This is a genomic window from Actinoallomurus oryzae, assembly GCF_039541955.1.
Classification (GTDB): Bacteria; Actinomycetota; Actinomycetes; order Streptosporangiales; family Streptosporangiaceae; genus Actinoallomurus; species Actinoallomurus oryzae.
The window spans coordinates 118179-131070 of sequence record NZ_BAABHF010000046.1 but is presented as its reverse complement, the minus strand read 5'-3'; the positions used below and the strand labels follow the sequence as shown (position 1 = coordinate 131070).

At 71.6% G+C, this 12892-nt stretch carries 12 protein-coding genes and 8 tRNA genes; 7 read left to right on the top strand and 13 right to left on the bottom strand.

The features are described from left to right. The first annotated feature begins 1 nt into the window (after nucleotide 1). A complete protein-coding gene (locus tag ABEA10_RS36905; RefSeq protein ID WP_345472018.1) occupies nucleotides 2-808 on the top strand; it encodes an SUMF1/EgtB/PvdO family nonheme iron enzyme in 807 nt (268 codons plus the stop codon). 42 nt (nucleotides 809-850) lie between these two features. Further along, nucleotides 851-1618 (top strand): aminotransferase class IV family protein, encoded by a 768-nt coding sequence (locus ABEA10_RS36900; protein WP_345472017.1) that lies wholly within the window; start codon nucleotides 851-853, stop codon nucleotides 1616-1618. A 246-nt stretch (nucleotides 1619-1864) separates the two neighbouring features. Here ABEA10_RS36900 and ABEA10_RS36895 read toward each other — a convergent pair whose 3' ends face one another. Next, the gene (locus tag ABEA10_RS36895) at nucleotides 1865-2206 is read right to left on the bottom strand and encodes a YciI family protein (protein ID WP_345472016.1); all 342 of its coding nucleotides are present in this window, start codon (nucleotides 2204-2206) and stop codon (nucleotides 1865-1867) included. A 191-nt stretch (nucleotides 2207-2397) separates the two neighbouring features. Between ABEA10_RS36895 and ABEA10_RS36890 the strand changes: the two genes are divergently transcribed. Together ABEA10_RS36890 and ABEA10_RS36885 are read left to right on the top strand one after the other, a co-directional pair. Continuing rightward, entirely contained in the window at nucleotides 2398-2850 is a 453-nt protein-coding gene (locus ABEA10_RS36890; RefSeq protein WP_345472015.1) for a MarR family winged helix-turn-helix transcriptional regulator, read from the top strand. Between the two features lie 134 nt (nucleotides 2851-2984). Next, complete coding sequence (locus ABEA10_RS36885) at nucleotides 2985-4418, top strand: serine hydrolase (RefSeq protein ID WP_345472014.1); 1434 nt, start codon at nucleotides 2985-2987, stop codon at nucleotides 4416-4418. Between the two features lie 64 nt (nucleotides 4419-4482). On the opposite strand, the gene ABEA10_RS36880 is transcribed toward ABEA10_RS36885, so the two are convergent. Continuing rightward, the gene (locus ABEA10_RS36880; RefSeq protein ID WP_345472012.1) at nucleotides 4483-5088 is read right to left on the bottom strand and encodes an NAD(P)-dependent oxidoreductase; all 606 of its coding nucleotides are present in this window, start codon (nucleotides 5086-5088) and stop codon (nucleotides 4483-4485) included. 86 nt (nucleotides 5089-5174) lie between these two features. Here ABEA10_RS36880 and ABEA10_RS36875 point away from each other — a divergent pair, with 86 nt between their 5' ends. Next, nucleotides 5175-5540, top strand: a complete 366-nt coding sequence (locus ABEA10_RS36875; RefSeq protein ID WP_345472010.1) for a winged helix-turn-helix transcriptional regulator — start codon at nucleotides 5175-5177, stop codon at nucleotides 5538-5540. A gap of 14 nt (nucleotides 5541-5554) precedes the next feature. On the opposite strand, the gene ABEA10_RS36870 is transcribed toward ABEA10_RS36875, so the two are convergent. The 10 genes from ABEA10_RS36870 to ABEA10_RS36825 form a co-directional block, all read right to left on the bottom strand. Continuing rightward, nucleotides 5555-6781: a cytochrome P450 family protein gene (locus ABEA10_RS36870; protein ID WP_345472008.1), complete on the bottom strand. Its 1227-nt coding sequence runs from the start codon at nucleotides 6779-6781 to the stop codon at nucleotides 5555-5557. Nucleotides 6782-6878: 97 nt separating this feature from the next. After that, nucleotides 6879-6952 (bottom strand) — tRNA-Cys (locus tag ABEA10_RS36865). A gap of 31 nt (nucleotides 6953-6983) precedes the next feature. Next, nucleotides 6984-7059 (bottom strand) — tRNA-Asp (locus ABEA10_RS36860). A 37-nt stretch (nucleotides 7060-7096) separates the two neighbouring features. Further along, nucleotides 7097-7171: transfer RNA gene (locus ABEA10_RS36855), tRNA-Glu, on the bottom strand. A gap of 5 nt (nucleotides 7172-7176) precedes the next feature. After that, a tRNA-Glu gene (locus ABEA10_RS36850) sits at nucleotides 7177-7251 on the bottom strand. 128 nt (nucleotides 7252-7379) lie between these two features. Beyond that, nucleotides 7380-7467 (bottom strand) — tRNA-Ser (locus ABEA10_RS36845). Between the two features lie 4 nt (nucleotides 7468-7471). Then, nucleotides 7472-7543, bottom strand: a tRNA-Lys gene (locus ABEA10_RS36840). Nucleotides 7544-7548: 5 nt separating this feature from the next. Beyond that, a tRNA-Pro gene (locus tag ABEA10_RS36835) sits at nucleotides 7549-7622 on the bottom strand. A gap of 30 nt (nucleotides 7623-7652) precedes the next feature. After that, nucleotides 7653-7724, bottom strand: a tRNA-Ala gene (locus tag ABEA10_RS36830). Between the two features lie 377 nt (nucleotides 7725-8101). Further along, nucleotides 8102-8755, bottom strand: a complete 654-nt coding sequence (locus ABEA10_RS36825) for a TetR/AcrR family transcriptional regulator (RefSeq protein WP_345472006.1) — start codon at nucleotides 8753-8755, stop codon at nucleotides 8102-8104. 130 nt (nucleotides 8756-8885) lie between these two features. On the opposite strand from ABEA10_RS36825, the gene ABEA10_RS36820 reads away from it, so the two are divergent. Both ABEA10_RS36820 and ABEA10_RS36815 read left to right on the top strand, forming a co-directional pair. After that, nucleotides 8886-9851, top strand: coding sequence for an alpha/beta hydrolase (locus tag ABEA10_RS36820; RefSeq protein ID WP_345472005.1), 966 nt, complete (start codon nucleotides 8886-8888; stop codon nucleotides 9849-9851). Between the two features lie 11 nt (nucleotides 9852-9862). After that, entirely contained in the window at nucleotides 9863-10843 is a 981-nt protein-coding gene (locus ABEA10_RS36815; protein WP_345472004.1) for an aldo/keto reductase, read from the top strand. Nucleotides 10844-10876: 33 nt separating this feature from the next. Here ABEA10_RS36815 and ABEA10_RS36810 read toward each other — a convergent pair whose 3' ends face one another. Then, entirely contained in the window at nucleotides 10877-12811 is a 1935-nt protein-coding gene (locus tag ABEA10_RS36810; RefSeq protein WP_345472002.1) for an AfsR/SARP family transcriptional regulator, read from the bottom strand. Nucleotides 12812-12892 lie beyond the last annotated feature (81 nt).

Below are 12892 nucleotides of genomic sequence, written 5' to 3'. Positions count from 1 at the left end.
GATGTTCGACCGGAATGAGTGGGACGATCCCGAGACCGACGACGCGTGGGCGACGTCCGCCGCCCGGTGGCTCGCCGAACAGGTCGCCGGGGTCGAGTTCACCGAGCTGCGGACCGTCACCGGGATCTCCGGCAGCCGCCGCCAGGCGCTCTTCGAACGGGCCGGGGTCCGCTACGCCCTGGTACCGGCGCCGGCCGGCGGTGTGCGCCTCGGCTTCGACCCGGCGCGGCTCGCGCTCACCGCCGAGGAGGCCGCCTCGTACGCGGGGAGTGTGGAGGAGTTCGGCTTCGACCCGGATCCGGCGGCGCACGTCGCGAGCGTCACCGGCCCGGCGCGTACGGTCCGGGTGCCGTCGCTGCTCGTCGGCGTCGAACCGGCCGTCTTCGAGGACACCGCGCCGGGCGACGTCCCGGCGGCCCTGGCGGAGATCGGCGCCCGCCTTCCGACCCCCGATGAGTGGGAGTACGCCTGCGGCGGCGGCGCGCCCACCCTGTTCCACTGGGGCGACCATCCTCCCGGCGACGTCACGTCGTACGAGGCGAAGGACGGTCCTCATCTGCGCCCGAACCTGTTCGGCCTGTCGGTCGCCCACGACACCTACCGCCCCGAGATCACGTCCGACCCGGCCGTGGCGGTCGGCGGAGACGGCGGCGAGGCGGCCTGCGGCGGTTACGGCGCGTTCTTGTCCTGGCTTCCCCTCGCCACCGCCTACCGGGATCCCGGCCTACCGGAGATGCTCCAGAGCCCGGAGTGGGACGACTACTTCGACGAGATACGCGCCCGGCCGGTCATCGACCTCCCCATCTGACGCGGCGGGTGCCCGGAGGTGGCGCCCGCTACCGTGGAGGTCGTGCGGATCGAGATCGACGGTCATCCCGCGACAGCGGCCGAGCTGAGCCACTTCGCACTCGTGAACTACGGGCACTTCACCGCGATGCAGGTCCGTGAGGGCCGGACGCGCGGGCTGGACCTCCACCTGGCCCGGCTCGACGCGGCACAGCGGGAGCTGTTCGGCGGCGGGCTGGATCCCGCGCTGGTGCGCTCGCGCATCCGCCACGCTCTCGGTGACACCCGGGACGCGTCCGTACGGGTCACCGGGTTCTGGCCCGAGGGGGCCGCCGAGCCGTCCCTCCTGGTCTCCGTGCGTCCACCGGCCGATACTCCGCGTTCGCCGCAGAGCCTGCGGACCGCGCCGTACCAGCGTCCCGTCGCGCACGTGAAGCACCTCGGGGGGTTCGGGCAGCGTTACTACGGGCGCCTCGCGCGGAGTGCGGGCTTCGACGACGCCCTGCTCGTCGGCCCGGGCGGGGTGGTCTCCGAGGGGGCGATCACCAATCTGGGCTGCTATGACGGCACGTCGGTGGTGTGGCCCGACGCGCCGGCCCTCGACGGCATCACCATGCTGCTGCTCGAACGCGCCCTGCCCGGCGAGGGCGTGCCGTCGCGGCGCGGCCCGGTGCGCGTGGCCGACCTGCCGTCGTACACCTCGGTGTTCGTCACCAACACCCACGGGGTGGCCGCGGTCGACCGCGTGGACGACGTGCGGCTGCCGGTGGACGAGGGGTTCATGAAGACGCTGATGCGGACGTACGAAGCCGTGCCGTGGGACGTGATCTGACCGGCGCCGCCAACGCCGGCGCCGCCAACGCGAAGACCCCGCCAGGAACCTGACGGGGTCTTCGACGTTGGTGTACCGGTGCGCGGGTCGCCTCACGGCGAAAGGCACAACACGGCTCCAGCCGAACGGTATTCCGTGAAGGCAATGGTTAGGCCCGGGGGACACCAGACGCACCGGCCACGTCGAGTGTAACAAGAGGGGCGGATGCGTTTGTTCCCGTCCGCGACCCGGTTTTTCCGCTGTCCGTCAGATGACCTGGCGGACCTCCATCGCGAACAGCTTGGCGTCCGGCCAGCGCGCCGCGATGTCGAGGGCGCGTTCCTCGCTCGTCAGGTCGACCAGCAGGTAGCCGGCGAACTGCTCCTTGGCCTCGATGAACGGCCCGTCGGTGATCGCCGGGACGCCGTCGCGCACGCGTACGGTCTTGGTGGCGGCCGGCTCGGCCAGCGCCTCGGTGCCGAGCAGCTCGCCGGACTCGGTGAGCTCCTTGATGATCGCGTCGACCTCGCCGAACAGCTCCGTGCGCTCGGCCTCGGAGAGGTCCTCCAGGAACCGCGGGCGGTTGTAGATCATGATCATGTACTTCATGGGTCTTCGCTCCTCGCTGGTCTCGCGACGGCCTCCCTCGGCCGCCTCTCACCGATCAGTCGGAGCGGAGTGCGGGTCCTCGACATGCTTCCCGAGACTCTTTCCGCTCGTGTTCCTCCCACCGTACGGCGCGGGCACCGCGCCGATCCGATCGCCCGCGGAGGGTTGTCGTGACAACTAGGCTGGGTCGCGTGGACCCGCTCAGACCCGACGAGCTCCAGGTGTGGCAGGCGTGCAAGACCCTGGGCCACCACGTCACGCGCCGCGTCGGCGCGGAGCTGACCGCCGTCACCGGTCTGTCGGGCTCGGAGTACGGCCTCCTGTCCCGGCTCGAGGAGCTGGGCGAGGGCCGGCTCGGGCAGCAGGCGCTGGCCGACGCGCTGGGCTGGGCGAAGAGCCGCATGTCCCACCAGCTGACGCGGATGGCCGCACGAGGCATCGTCCACCGGGAGAAGGGGCCGACCGGCGTGGTCGTCGTGCTCACCCCGGACGGCCGTGACCTGCTGGCGCGGGCGCGGCCCGTACACGCCGCCGCCGTGCGCGAGTACCTCATCGACCGGCTCGGCGAGCCCGAGCGCGCCATGCTCGTACGGATCGCCGACCGCCTCACCGACGCCGGCGGCGAGGGCGAGCCGGGCGGATAAGGGACGTCGGCTCCGGACCGCCGGCACGGCGCGCGACATCGTCGGCCCTGCGCAATTCTCGGATTGTCCCTGCGCTCCGCGCCTCGTTCGGCAATTGCCACGCTCGAAGCCTTTACCCCGGCTAAGGTCGCATTGTGAAAATCAGGGGAATCGGTACTCGCGCTTTCGTCGGCATGGCCGCGGCGACGGCATTGCTGGGTACGCTCGTCGAGCCGGCGCAGGCCGCCGGACAACCGGACCGCTCCGCGGGCGGCATCGCCCAGAAGCTGCAGCAGACCATGGACCAGCTGCACTTCGAGCAGGTCCTCGATCTGGCGCCGCCGACGGCGTCGGCGCAGGCCCGCGCCATGACGGCGCAGTCGGTGGACAAGGACGCGGCCACACCCGCGCAGCGCGCGAAGCGTTTCGCCGCACTCGCGACGGACCCGCAGCCGATCGTCCAGCAGCCGCAGATCGACACGACCGTCATCGAACTCGACTCACATGGCCGGCCGGTTTCCTCCGGAACCGTGCTGATGAGCCCGCAGTATCCGCACGGAATCGTCGTGCCGGTGGACGCGAATTACCACACCGACGCCGTTCGCTGGCGTCAATGGGATGACGCCGGTTGGTACACCAATCACGCCCAGGGCACCATCGACATCGTCCCGGGCCGGGAGAACGCTCCGCTCGACTTCATGGAGCCCTATCCCGCGTCCGTGCTGAAGCTGATGGTCGTCTTCGGCGTGCTCCGGCTCGTCGACCAGGGCACGGTCAAGCTCGACGACACCTACGCCTACCAGCCGACAACGATCAGCTCGCTCTGCGGCGACGCCACGAGCGACACGATCCGCGACTACATCGACGCCTCGATCACCTGGTCGTCCAACGCCGCGTCGTGCGCGCTGGTCAAGCTGCTCTGGGATCACAATGCGGTCGACGGGCTCAACCAGACGTTCCAGGACCTGGGCCTGGAGACGATGCAGCTGAAGGAGACCAACCCGGAGAACGGCGGGCACTGGTCCAACCCGGTGACCATGACCTCGCTGGACACCGCCAAGCTCCTCATGATCATCAATGGGGCGCGGGGGCGGCTGTGGACCACGCCGAACGGGACGCCGGTCACCGCCGACGCCCTGAGCCCGTCCTCGCGGCAGTTCTTCAAGAGCGAGTTGCTCCAGCAGGGGTACAACGACGTGCTGTCGACCACGAGCTGGTGCGGCGCGGACTACCCTGCGCCGGGCATCCCCCAGCTCACCGCCTCGCGGTGGATCGCGGCCGACGGCACGACCACGGTCGGCGGCGACGCGTACGGCCGTGACGTACGGCCGTGCAACCTGGCCGCCCAGGTGACGTACGGCCACAAGACCGGTCTGGTGGGCAACTCGGCCTCGGACGCGGGCATCGTGAAGGCGCTGCCCGGCAGGGGCGGCCGGACCTACATCATCGCGATGTTCTCCAACCTCGGTGACCAGTACCAGGACCCGAACCGTCCGCCGACGGCCCCGGGCGCGCACCCGGTGGCCTATACCGAGAAGTTCGCCCAGCTCGGCAAGATCATCGACCAGTTCGAGGCGGCGCGTCACTGACGCTGCCGCGGACACGCCACGACGGCCCGGCGGCCTCGCGCCGCCGGGCCGTCGCGCGTCTTCCTCAGTACGCGAAGGTGATGCGGCGGCGGACCGCCTCACCCTTCTCCAGTTCGGTCACGAGCCCGTCCGCGTAGTCCTCCGCGCTGATCCGGCTCCGGCCCTCGGCGTCGGTGAGCAGCGTGTCGCCGCCCCGGCGGTGGTTCCCCGTACGCTCGCCGGGCGCGATCTCGGCCGCCGGGGACACATAGGTCCAGTCGAGGTCTCCGGCCTCCGCACGCATCAGGTCCAGCAGCGCGGCCTGCGCCAGCGCCCCGTCCTTCCAGGCGGGAGGGAAGTCGGGGCCGTCCACGAGCCGCACGCCGGGCGCGACCTCCAGACTGCCCGCTCCCCCGACGACCACCAGCCGGCGTACGCCCGCGGTGCGCAGCGCCTCGAACACCGCGCGCCCGGTGCCGAGCATCCCGTCCTCGCCGGGCGTGACCGAGAGCACGACCGCGTCGTGGCCCGCGGCGAGCGCGGCGATCGCCGGAGCGTCATTGGCGTCACCGGCCGTGGTGCCGTCGGCACCGCTGCGCGTGACGCCGGTGACCGTGTGCCCCCGCCCACGCGCCTCGGCGGCGATCCGGCTCCCGATCATGCCGGTGGCGCCGATCAGCAGAATCCTCATGACGTCGCCCTTCCCTGGATGTCTTCCGTCAGGAACGCGACGGTATCCACTGGATATCGGTTACTTCAAAGTGCTATTGATACCTGATGGATACCATCGAGCGGGGAGACGCCTTCGACCCGAACTGCCCCACGCGGCTGGTGCTCGACCGCATCGGCGACCGGTGGACCGTGCTGGTCGTGATCGCCCTGCGCGACGGGCCACGGCGGTTCACCGAGCTGCGCCGGACGGCCGGCGGTGTGACCCCGAAGGTCCTCACCCAGACTCTGCGCGCGATGGAGCGCGACGGCCTCGTCACCCGCGAGGTGTTCGCCGAGGTCCCGCCGCGCGTGGAGTACACCCTGACCCCGCTCGGCATGTCCCTGCAGACCCCGATCCGGGCCGTCATCGACTGGGCCGAGGCGAACGTCGGCAAGGTCATGGCCGCCCGCGAGGCCTCTCACCTGGCCTGAGCAGGCGGGAGGGCTCACAGGCGTACCGGAAGGGCGCGCACGCTGTTGCCCACGAAACTGGAGCGGTAGGGAAGATCCGTGCCGACCACGTCGAGGTGCGGGAAGCGGGTGAACAGCCGCTCCAGCGCGATCGTGGCCTCCATGCGGGCCAACGGGGCGCCGAGGCAGAAGTGCGCGCCGTGTCCCAGGGAGAGATGCCGCACGGCGTCCGGGCGGCGGGGCCGGGTCACATCGAAGCGATCGGCGTCCGGGCCGTGCGCGGCCGGGTCGCGACCCGCGGCCGAATAGCCCGCCAGGACGGGAGTGCCCTGGGGAATCACCGTGCCGTCGACCGTCAGGTCGCGGACCGCGTAGCGGAAGGGGAAGAAGCTGACGGGCGCGTCCCAGCGCAGGGTCTCCTCGACCGCGTCGGACCAGCCCGCCTCGCCGCTCGTGACCAGGTCGAGCTGGTCCCGGTGAGCGCACAGGGCGCGGACCGCGTTGGCGATCAGGGCCAGCGTCGTCTCGTGCCCGGCGACGACCATCAGGAGCAGGGTGCCGATGAGCTCTTCCTGGCTGAGCCGGTCGCCGCCCTCGTCGCGCGTGGCGATCAGCGCGCTGGTGAGGTCGTCGCCGGGTCGCTCCGCGCGGGCGGCGGCGACCGCGCCCAGGAGGGCCGCCATCTCCCGGTTGGCGGTCATGACCTCCTCCGGGCCGGCGTCCGTGGCCACCACCCGGTCGGACAGGCGGTGCAGCGTGTCGCGATACTCGTCGTCGATCCCGAGCAGCTCGCCGATGACCCCGATCGGCAGCGGCAGCGCGAAGTGCCGGATCAGGTCGACGACTCCGTCTTCGGCGGCGCGCTCGAGACCGTCGAGCAGGCCGGCCGTCATCGCCTCGACCCGCGGACGCAGCAGCTCCACCCGCCGGGCCGTGAACGCCTTGCTCACCAGCGAGCGGAGCCGCCGGTGGTCGGCGCCGTCGGCCGTGGTCATGCCCCGTACCGTGGCGAAGGTCCGTAGCGGCCAGCCGGCGTCGATCCGGCCGTCGCGCAGCGCGGCGAAGTGCCGGGCGTCCTTGGCGACGTCGGCTCGGGAGAGGAAGTCCTTCAGCGCCTCGTGCCCGAGCACCGCCATGCCCTCGACCTGCCCGGGGAGCAGCACCGGGGCGACGGGACCGTGCGCGAGCAGCCGGGCGTTGTCGGCGTGCGGGCTGCCGCCGGCCGGGTTCAGCCGGTACGGCGGGACAGATGAGCTGCTCATCATGCTCTCCTCGGCGCGACCAGGGTCCCGTGACCCGCTGCCGTCGAGGCTACTCGCGATGAACGGCTCCACAGCGGAGAACATCGGGCCCTTCCGGAGACGCGGCCGGGAGTCGAACCCGGATCCCGATCGGCGTTGCAAACCGTCGCCCGCACCCGCGAGAACCGCGCCCTGCGTACGCCGGAACCGCGGTGGCCCGGCGTGGCGGTCGTGACGGGACTCGAACCCGCGGTCCCCTGCGTGACAGGCAGGTGAGCACTCCACTGCTCCGCACGACCCTGTTCTTTGTTCTTTCAACGCGACGTTCTTCCAACGCAGCGCAGACGGGACTCGAACCCGCAAACACCGGAGTGAAGGTCCGGCGGCTGTACCCGATTTGCCTACTGCGCCCAGCGCACCCCGTGCGGGATTCGAACCCGCGATCTCCGGATTGAGAGTCCGGTGTCTTCACCTGCGTCGACCAACGGGGCAGGAAACACGGCCCGGCGAATACCGGCCGTGCGGCGGAAGGCCGGGGACTCGAACCCCGAGACGGCGTTTCCACCGCCGACGCCCTTTCCGGGAGCGCTCCTCGTCCAGCCGGACGCCTTCCTCAACGCGGAGAGGGTGGGATTCGAACCCACGGAGGCGAATGGCCTCACACCCTTAGCAGGAGTGCCCGATAAGCCTGACTCTGGCACCTCTCCTGAGTACGCCGTCAGAGACTCGAACTCTGTTACCCGGGGTAAGAGCCCGGTGCATCACCCGTTATGCTTACGGCGCTCACGTCGGAACGGCAGGATTCGAACCTGCGACCTCCGCCTCCCGGGGGCGGCGCCCTACCAAGCTGGGCTACGTTCCGTCGAATGTCGCCGCGACGGGCGGCGACTCGTGGACCAACCGGGATTCGAACCCAGGAACTCCTCGGTGCAAGCGAGGCATGATTCCGTTTCACCATCGGCCCAAGTGCTCGTGAGCGGGTGTCTCACGAGCCGATGTTCTCCGCTGTGGAGTTGTCAATATCCGTGCCCGCATGAGGGCATGAAGAGATAAGAAAAGACCGCTGGGGACGTCTCCTCCGGCGGCCTCTGAATCAGGACTGAACGTCGCTATCCAGAGGTCCGTTCGGGCTCGTCCGCGTCACTCGGAGAAGCACACGGACACTCGGCCGCCTTGGCGCCGGGTTCGTACGTCATCGTGTGCTCCTTCCTTGTCCGTGCTTTCTAGTTCTCCATCTTAAGGACTCGTCTCGGCGAGGCAACCAAATTTTTCCTGAGTCATTGATGAGACGCCGTACACCCCGGTGGGCCGCGGCGCCACCAGAAGGCCGAGCAGGGCGCGTCAGGGAATCGCGGCCTCGATCCGGGCGAGGTGGGCGGCGAGGATCTCTTCGAATGCGGCGCGGCGGTCGGCCCCGATGGGGCGGATCTCGCGGGCGAAGTGGGCCAGGGCGGGGAAGCGGTCGGGGTCGGCGCCGAGGACCGCGACACGGAACTGCTCCATGCCCTGTTCGTACTCGCCGGGGGTGAGGGTGCCGACACCGGCCTCGGAGGCGATCAGCGCGACGAGGAGGATCACGATCCGGTGGTAGCGAGGCGGAATCTCCTCATCGGGCAGGCCCGAGGCCCGCAGAGCCTGTAGCACCTCCTCCATGACCAGCCGGGAACCGGTGCCGCCGGACCCGTAGCGTCCCCAGATCGCGGCGAGTTGGGGGTGCTGGCCGAAGGCCTCTCGCAGGCGCAGGGCTGTGGCGGTGATGCGCTGCTTCCAGTCGTCCGCGGGGCGGTAGCCGTCCATCGCGGCCGCGAGGATCCGGTCGGCGACCGCGCGCAGCAGCTCGGTTTTGTTGCGGAAGTGCCGGTAGAGGCTGGAGGAGTCGGTCCCGAGCACTGCGGCGAGCTTGCGCACGCTGAACGACTCGGCGTCGTTCGTGCGCAGCAAATCCGCCGCGGTGTTCAGGATCTCCTCTGTAGACCAACGCCTTCGGCCTGCCATCTCGCCCCTCTCGTCCGGGCTCAAACTATCCTATGCACTTGCCGTTGCACGCACTGCGTGCATAATAGGACGACATGCTGGCTGAGAAGCCCGGCCGGGAGAGGGAAGACAGAGAAGGAGAGATGAAGACATGAGCGAGACCGCTGCTGTGGAGCGGCCGCCGGAGCCGGACTTCTCGGCGATAACGACAGAGGAACTGATCGCCTACCGCGCTGCGGAGAACGGCTGGCGGGCGTCCAACGCGGCGCGGGCGATCCTCGGGGATCCGGACCCTGGGGCCACGATTGAGTGGCGGGACGTCGCGCTGCCGGGCCGCGACCTTCCGGTCCGGGTGTACCGGCCGGTGTCGACGGGCGACGGCGAGGCCGCCGCCCGGACCGACGACCTGCCACTCGTGGTCCATGTGCACGGAGGCGGTTTCGTGGGCACGGCGGTGCAGTGCGACTGGACCAACAGTCGCCTCGCCGCCCGGCTGCCCGCGCTCGTCGTCTCGGTCGAGCACCGCCTCGTCGCCCCGGACAACCCGCTCCCAAACGCCGCCGACGACGGCTGGGATGTACTCCAGCACGTGATGCGGCATGCCGAGCAGTGGGGCATCGACCCGACGCGCACGGCTGTCTTCGGGGAGAGCTTCGGCGCGCTGATCTGCGCCCTGACGGCCATCCGGGCCCGGGAGGCCGGCGTGCGGCTCAAGGCGCAGGTGCTGGTCAACCCCGCAGTCGAGGTGACCGAGACGATGCACGACTATCCCTCGATGACCGAGTACGCATACAGCCCGACCCGCGCCATGCCGCAGCTGCGGTTGTTGCGGCGGCTCGCCGTCCCGCCGGGAACCGACGCCCGCGCATTCTCGCCGCTGTACGCGGACGACCTGAGCGGGCTCTCCCCCGCGCTGCTCGTGGTGCCGACCCAGGACGCGCTCGCCGATCACGGCCGCCACTACGCCGAGCGCCTGCGGGCGGCCGGGACATCCGTGCGGCTCACCGAGTATCCGGAAGCGCGGCACGCGTTCCTCGCCCTGCCAGGCGTGGAACCACAGGCCGAGGTCGCCCAGGCGGAAATCCTCGAGTTCCTCCGCGCGGCCCTGGAAGTATGACGGAGGAAACGATGCACACCACCACTCTCAAGCCCGTCGGCCCCGAAGTCTCCCGGCTCGGCCTCGGCTGCATGAGCATGACCGGCACCTACGGCCCCGCCGATCCGCACGAGGCTGCGGCCACCCTGCTGGAAGCCCTCGAGTCTGGCGTCACCCTCTTCGATACCGGCGACTTCTACGGCGACGGCGCGAACGAGGAACTTCTCGGCCAGACCCTCGCCCCGCACCGCGACCGCGTCGTGTTGGCCACCAAGACGGGCGTCCGGCGCACCGCCGAAGGCCTGGTCTCCGCCGGCTCACCCGACGATCTGCGCCGCGCCTGCGAGGCGTCCCTGCGCCGGCTTCGCACCGACCACATCGACGTGTACTACCTCGCCCGCATCGACCCCGCCGTCCCCGTCGAGGAATCGGTCGGCGCCCTGGCCGACCTGGTCGCCCAGGGCAAAGTGGGCCGCATCGGCCTGTCCGAAGTCTCCGCCGCCACCCTCCGCCGCGCCCACGCCATCCACCCGATCAGCGCCGTCCAGACCGAGTACTCGCTGTGGGAACGCCATGTCGAAAACGACATCTTGCCCACGCTCCGGGACCTCGGCGCCGCCCTGATCGCCTACAGCCCACTCGGCCGCGGCCTGCTCACCGGAGCCGTCCGCGCCACCACCCGCTACGACCGCGGCGACTTCCGCGCCACCGCCCCCCGCTACAACGGCGACGACCTCAAGGCCAATCTGGCCATCGTCGACGCCATCACCCGACTCGCCGCCGCCAAGGGCGCCACCTCCGCCCAAGTCGCCCTCGCCTGGCTCCTCACCCGCGGCAGCGACGTCATCCCCATCCCCGGCAGCTCACGCCGCCCCCACCTGCGCGACAACCTGGCCGCCCTCGACCTGCACCTGACCGCGGCCGACCTCAGTGCCATCGACGCCGCCATCCCCACCACCGGAGCCCAAGGAGCCCGATACGGCGACCATGGCATCCGCATGATCGACCGATGAGACCGGAAGCCGTCGCCCCGGCCGGGTTCCCTCTCAGCCGCGCAGCGCGGCGGAGATCGCGTCGAGCCAGCGATCGACCGGACCGGCGGTGAACAGGCCCGTGCCCGCGCCCGCGAGTTCGCCCGCGGCCGGCCGGAGGCGTAGGTAGGTCCGCTCCAGCACCGCCCGGTCGCCGAGTTCGAGCGCGGCCTCGGCCTCCAGGCAGCACAGCGCATCGTACGTCAGGTCCGCAGGGGGTTCGTCCAGCGCGCGCAGTGCCGCACGGGCGTCGGCGCGGCGTCCCGACCGCAGCAGGGCGAGGGGCTCGACCCACGGCCGGTACGGTCCCCAGTCCGCGTCGGGGTCGACCTCGGCTTCCGGGCCGAGCCGCAGGCACAGCAGCGCCAGCGGCAGCAGCCCCTGCTCGACGCCGGGCATCCCCGCGCCCTCCAGGCGTACGGCGGCGGCGCGGTAGGCGTCCTCGGCCGACGCCCGGCCCTCGGCGGCCGGCCGCAGCGCCGCGTACCACTGCGTGAACACCCCGACGAGGGGCAACTCGTGCCGCGCGGCCAGGCGGTCCACGGCGGTCGCGTGCTCATCGGCCGTCGCGAAGTCGGCCAGCGCGGCGCGTGCCTGGATCCGGATCAGATGCCCGAGCACCTCGTAGGTCACTAGTCCGTGCCGCGCGGCCAGTTCGACCAGCTCGACGCCGATCGCGTCCCTGCTCCGGGCGAGCCCCGCCCGCGTACAGGACTGCATGAACGTGCCGTTGAGCGCGAACGCCAGCAGCGCCGGGTCGTCCAGGCGGCGAGCGAGCGCCTCCGCCTCGCGTGCGGCCTCCGGGCCCCGCGGGGAGCGGGTGCCGCGCATCTCCAGCGCGACGGTGGCCAGCAGGCGGGCGCGCGCCGCCGGCGCGTCCGCGGGCAGGGCGGCGAGCGTACGCTCGGCCGCCGCGACGATCTCCGCCGCCTGCCGCGGGTCGTCGCTGCGCGTCCAGATCGCCGGAACGTCGTACGCGCCGATCACCCGCGCGGTGAGTGCCGGGTCGCCGAACTCCTCGGCCGCGGCGATCGCCGCCATGCGGTGCGTCCGGGCCGCCTCCAGACCGCCGCCCCCGGTCACCGCGAGGTTCCGCATCAGCCCGACGGTGGACTCGATCCGGGCGCGGGCGCCCGCCGCGACCGTACGGTCATAGGCGGCGGTCGCGTCGGTCCACAGCCGGGCCGCCGCGGTCACCGGCGTGTCGAGGCGCCGATCCTGGGTGAGGATGTCGGCCTCCAGGCGGCGCAGGCCGGGGCCCGGATCCAGCCCGAGCCCGTCCGCCAAGGTCTCCCGCGCACGGCGCAGCACCGCGAGGGCGTCCGCCTGGCGGCCGGTCCGGTACAGGGCGAGGGCGAGCAGCCGCCAGCCCTCCTCGCGCCACGGGTGTTCGGCCACGTGCGCGTCCAGGTCGGGCACGGCCTCGCCGGCGACACCGAGGGCGAGCCGCGCCTCCGCCTGGCGTTCGACCGCGTGCAGCCGCAGCTCCGTCAGCCGGGTCCGCTCCGCCCGTGCCCAGTCCTGGTCGGTGAACTCCGCGTACGCGGGTCCGCGCCACCATCCGAGCGCCTCGGTCAGCCGGGTGAGGGTCTCCTCCGGCGCTCGCTTGGCGGCGACGGCCCGCTCGAAGCGCCAGGCGTCCACGTCATCGGCCCGCAGCGCGTACCCGGGTCCCTCGGTGACCAGCAGCCGGGCGGGCGCGCGAGGCGGTCGCCCCGGCTCCAGCGCGCGGCGCAGCGCCCCGACGAAGGTCCGTACGGCGCTCACCGCACCGTCGGGCGGATCGATCCACAGGTCGTCGACCAGGCGGGAGACCGGAACGACGCGGCGGCGAGCGATGATCAGCCGGGCCAGCACCGCGCGGTGCCGCGGCCCCTTCAGGTCGACCGCGGCCCCGTCGGCGTCCCACGCCGCCACCGGCCCCAGCACCCCGAACCGCACCCGCCCCATCCCCTCTTCCGTCGCGCTGACCGGATGCTCATTCGCGCCCGGCAGGCTGCCTGGTGTTCTCGTTCCTCCACCGTACGGAAA

Coding starts and splice junctions, on each gene's coding strand:
- ABEA10_RS36905 (WP_345472018.1), top strand. CDS start 2: ATGTTCGACCGGAATGAGTGGGACGATCCCGAGACCGACGACGCGTGG.
- ABEA10_RS36895 (WP_345472016.1), bottom strand. CDS start 2,206: ATGAAGTACATGATCATGATCTACAACCGCCCGCGGTTCCTGGAGGAC.
- ABEA10_RS36880 (WP_345472012.1), bottom strand. CDS start 5,088: ATGAGGATTCTGCTGATCGGCGCCACCGGCATGATCGGGAGCCGGATC.
- ABEA10_RS36875 (WP_345472010.1), top strand. CDS start 5,175: ATGGATACCATCGAGCGGGGAGACGCCTTCGACCCGAACTGCCCCACG.
- ABEA10_RS36870 (WP_345472008.1), bottom strand. CDS start 6,781: ATGAGCAGCTCATCTGTCCCGCCGTACCGGCTGAACCCGGCCGGCGGC.
- ABEA10_RS36825 (WP_345472006.1), bottom strand. CDS start 8,755: ATGGCAGGCCGAAGGCGTTGGTCTACAGAGGAGATCCTGAACACCGCG.
- ABEA10_RS36820 (WP_345472005.1), top strand. CDS start 8,886: ATGAGCGAGACCGCTGCTGTGGAGCGGCCGCCGGAGCCGGACTTCTCG.
- ABEA10_RS36815 (WP_345472004.1), top strand. CDS start 9,863: ATGCACACCACCACTCTCAAGCCCGTCGGCCCCGAAGTCTCCCGGCTC.
- ABEA10_RS36810 (WP_345472002.1), bottom strand. CDS start 12,811: ATGGGGCGGGTGCGGTTCGGGGTGCTGGGGCCGGTGGCGGCGTGGGAC.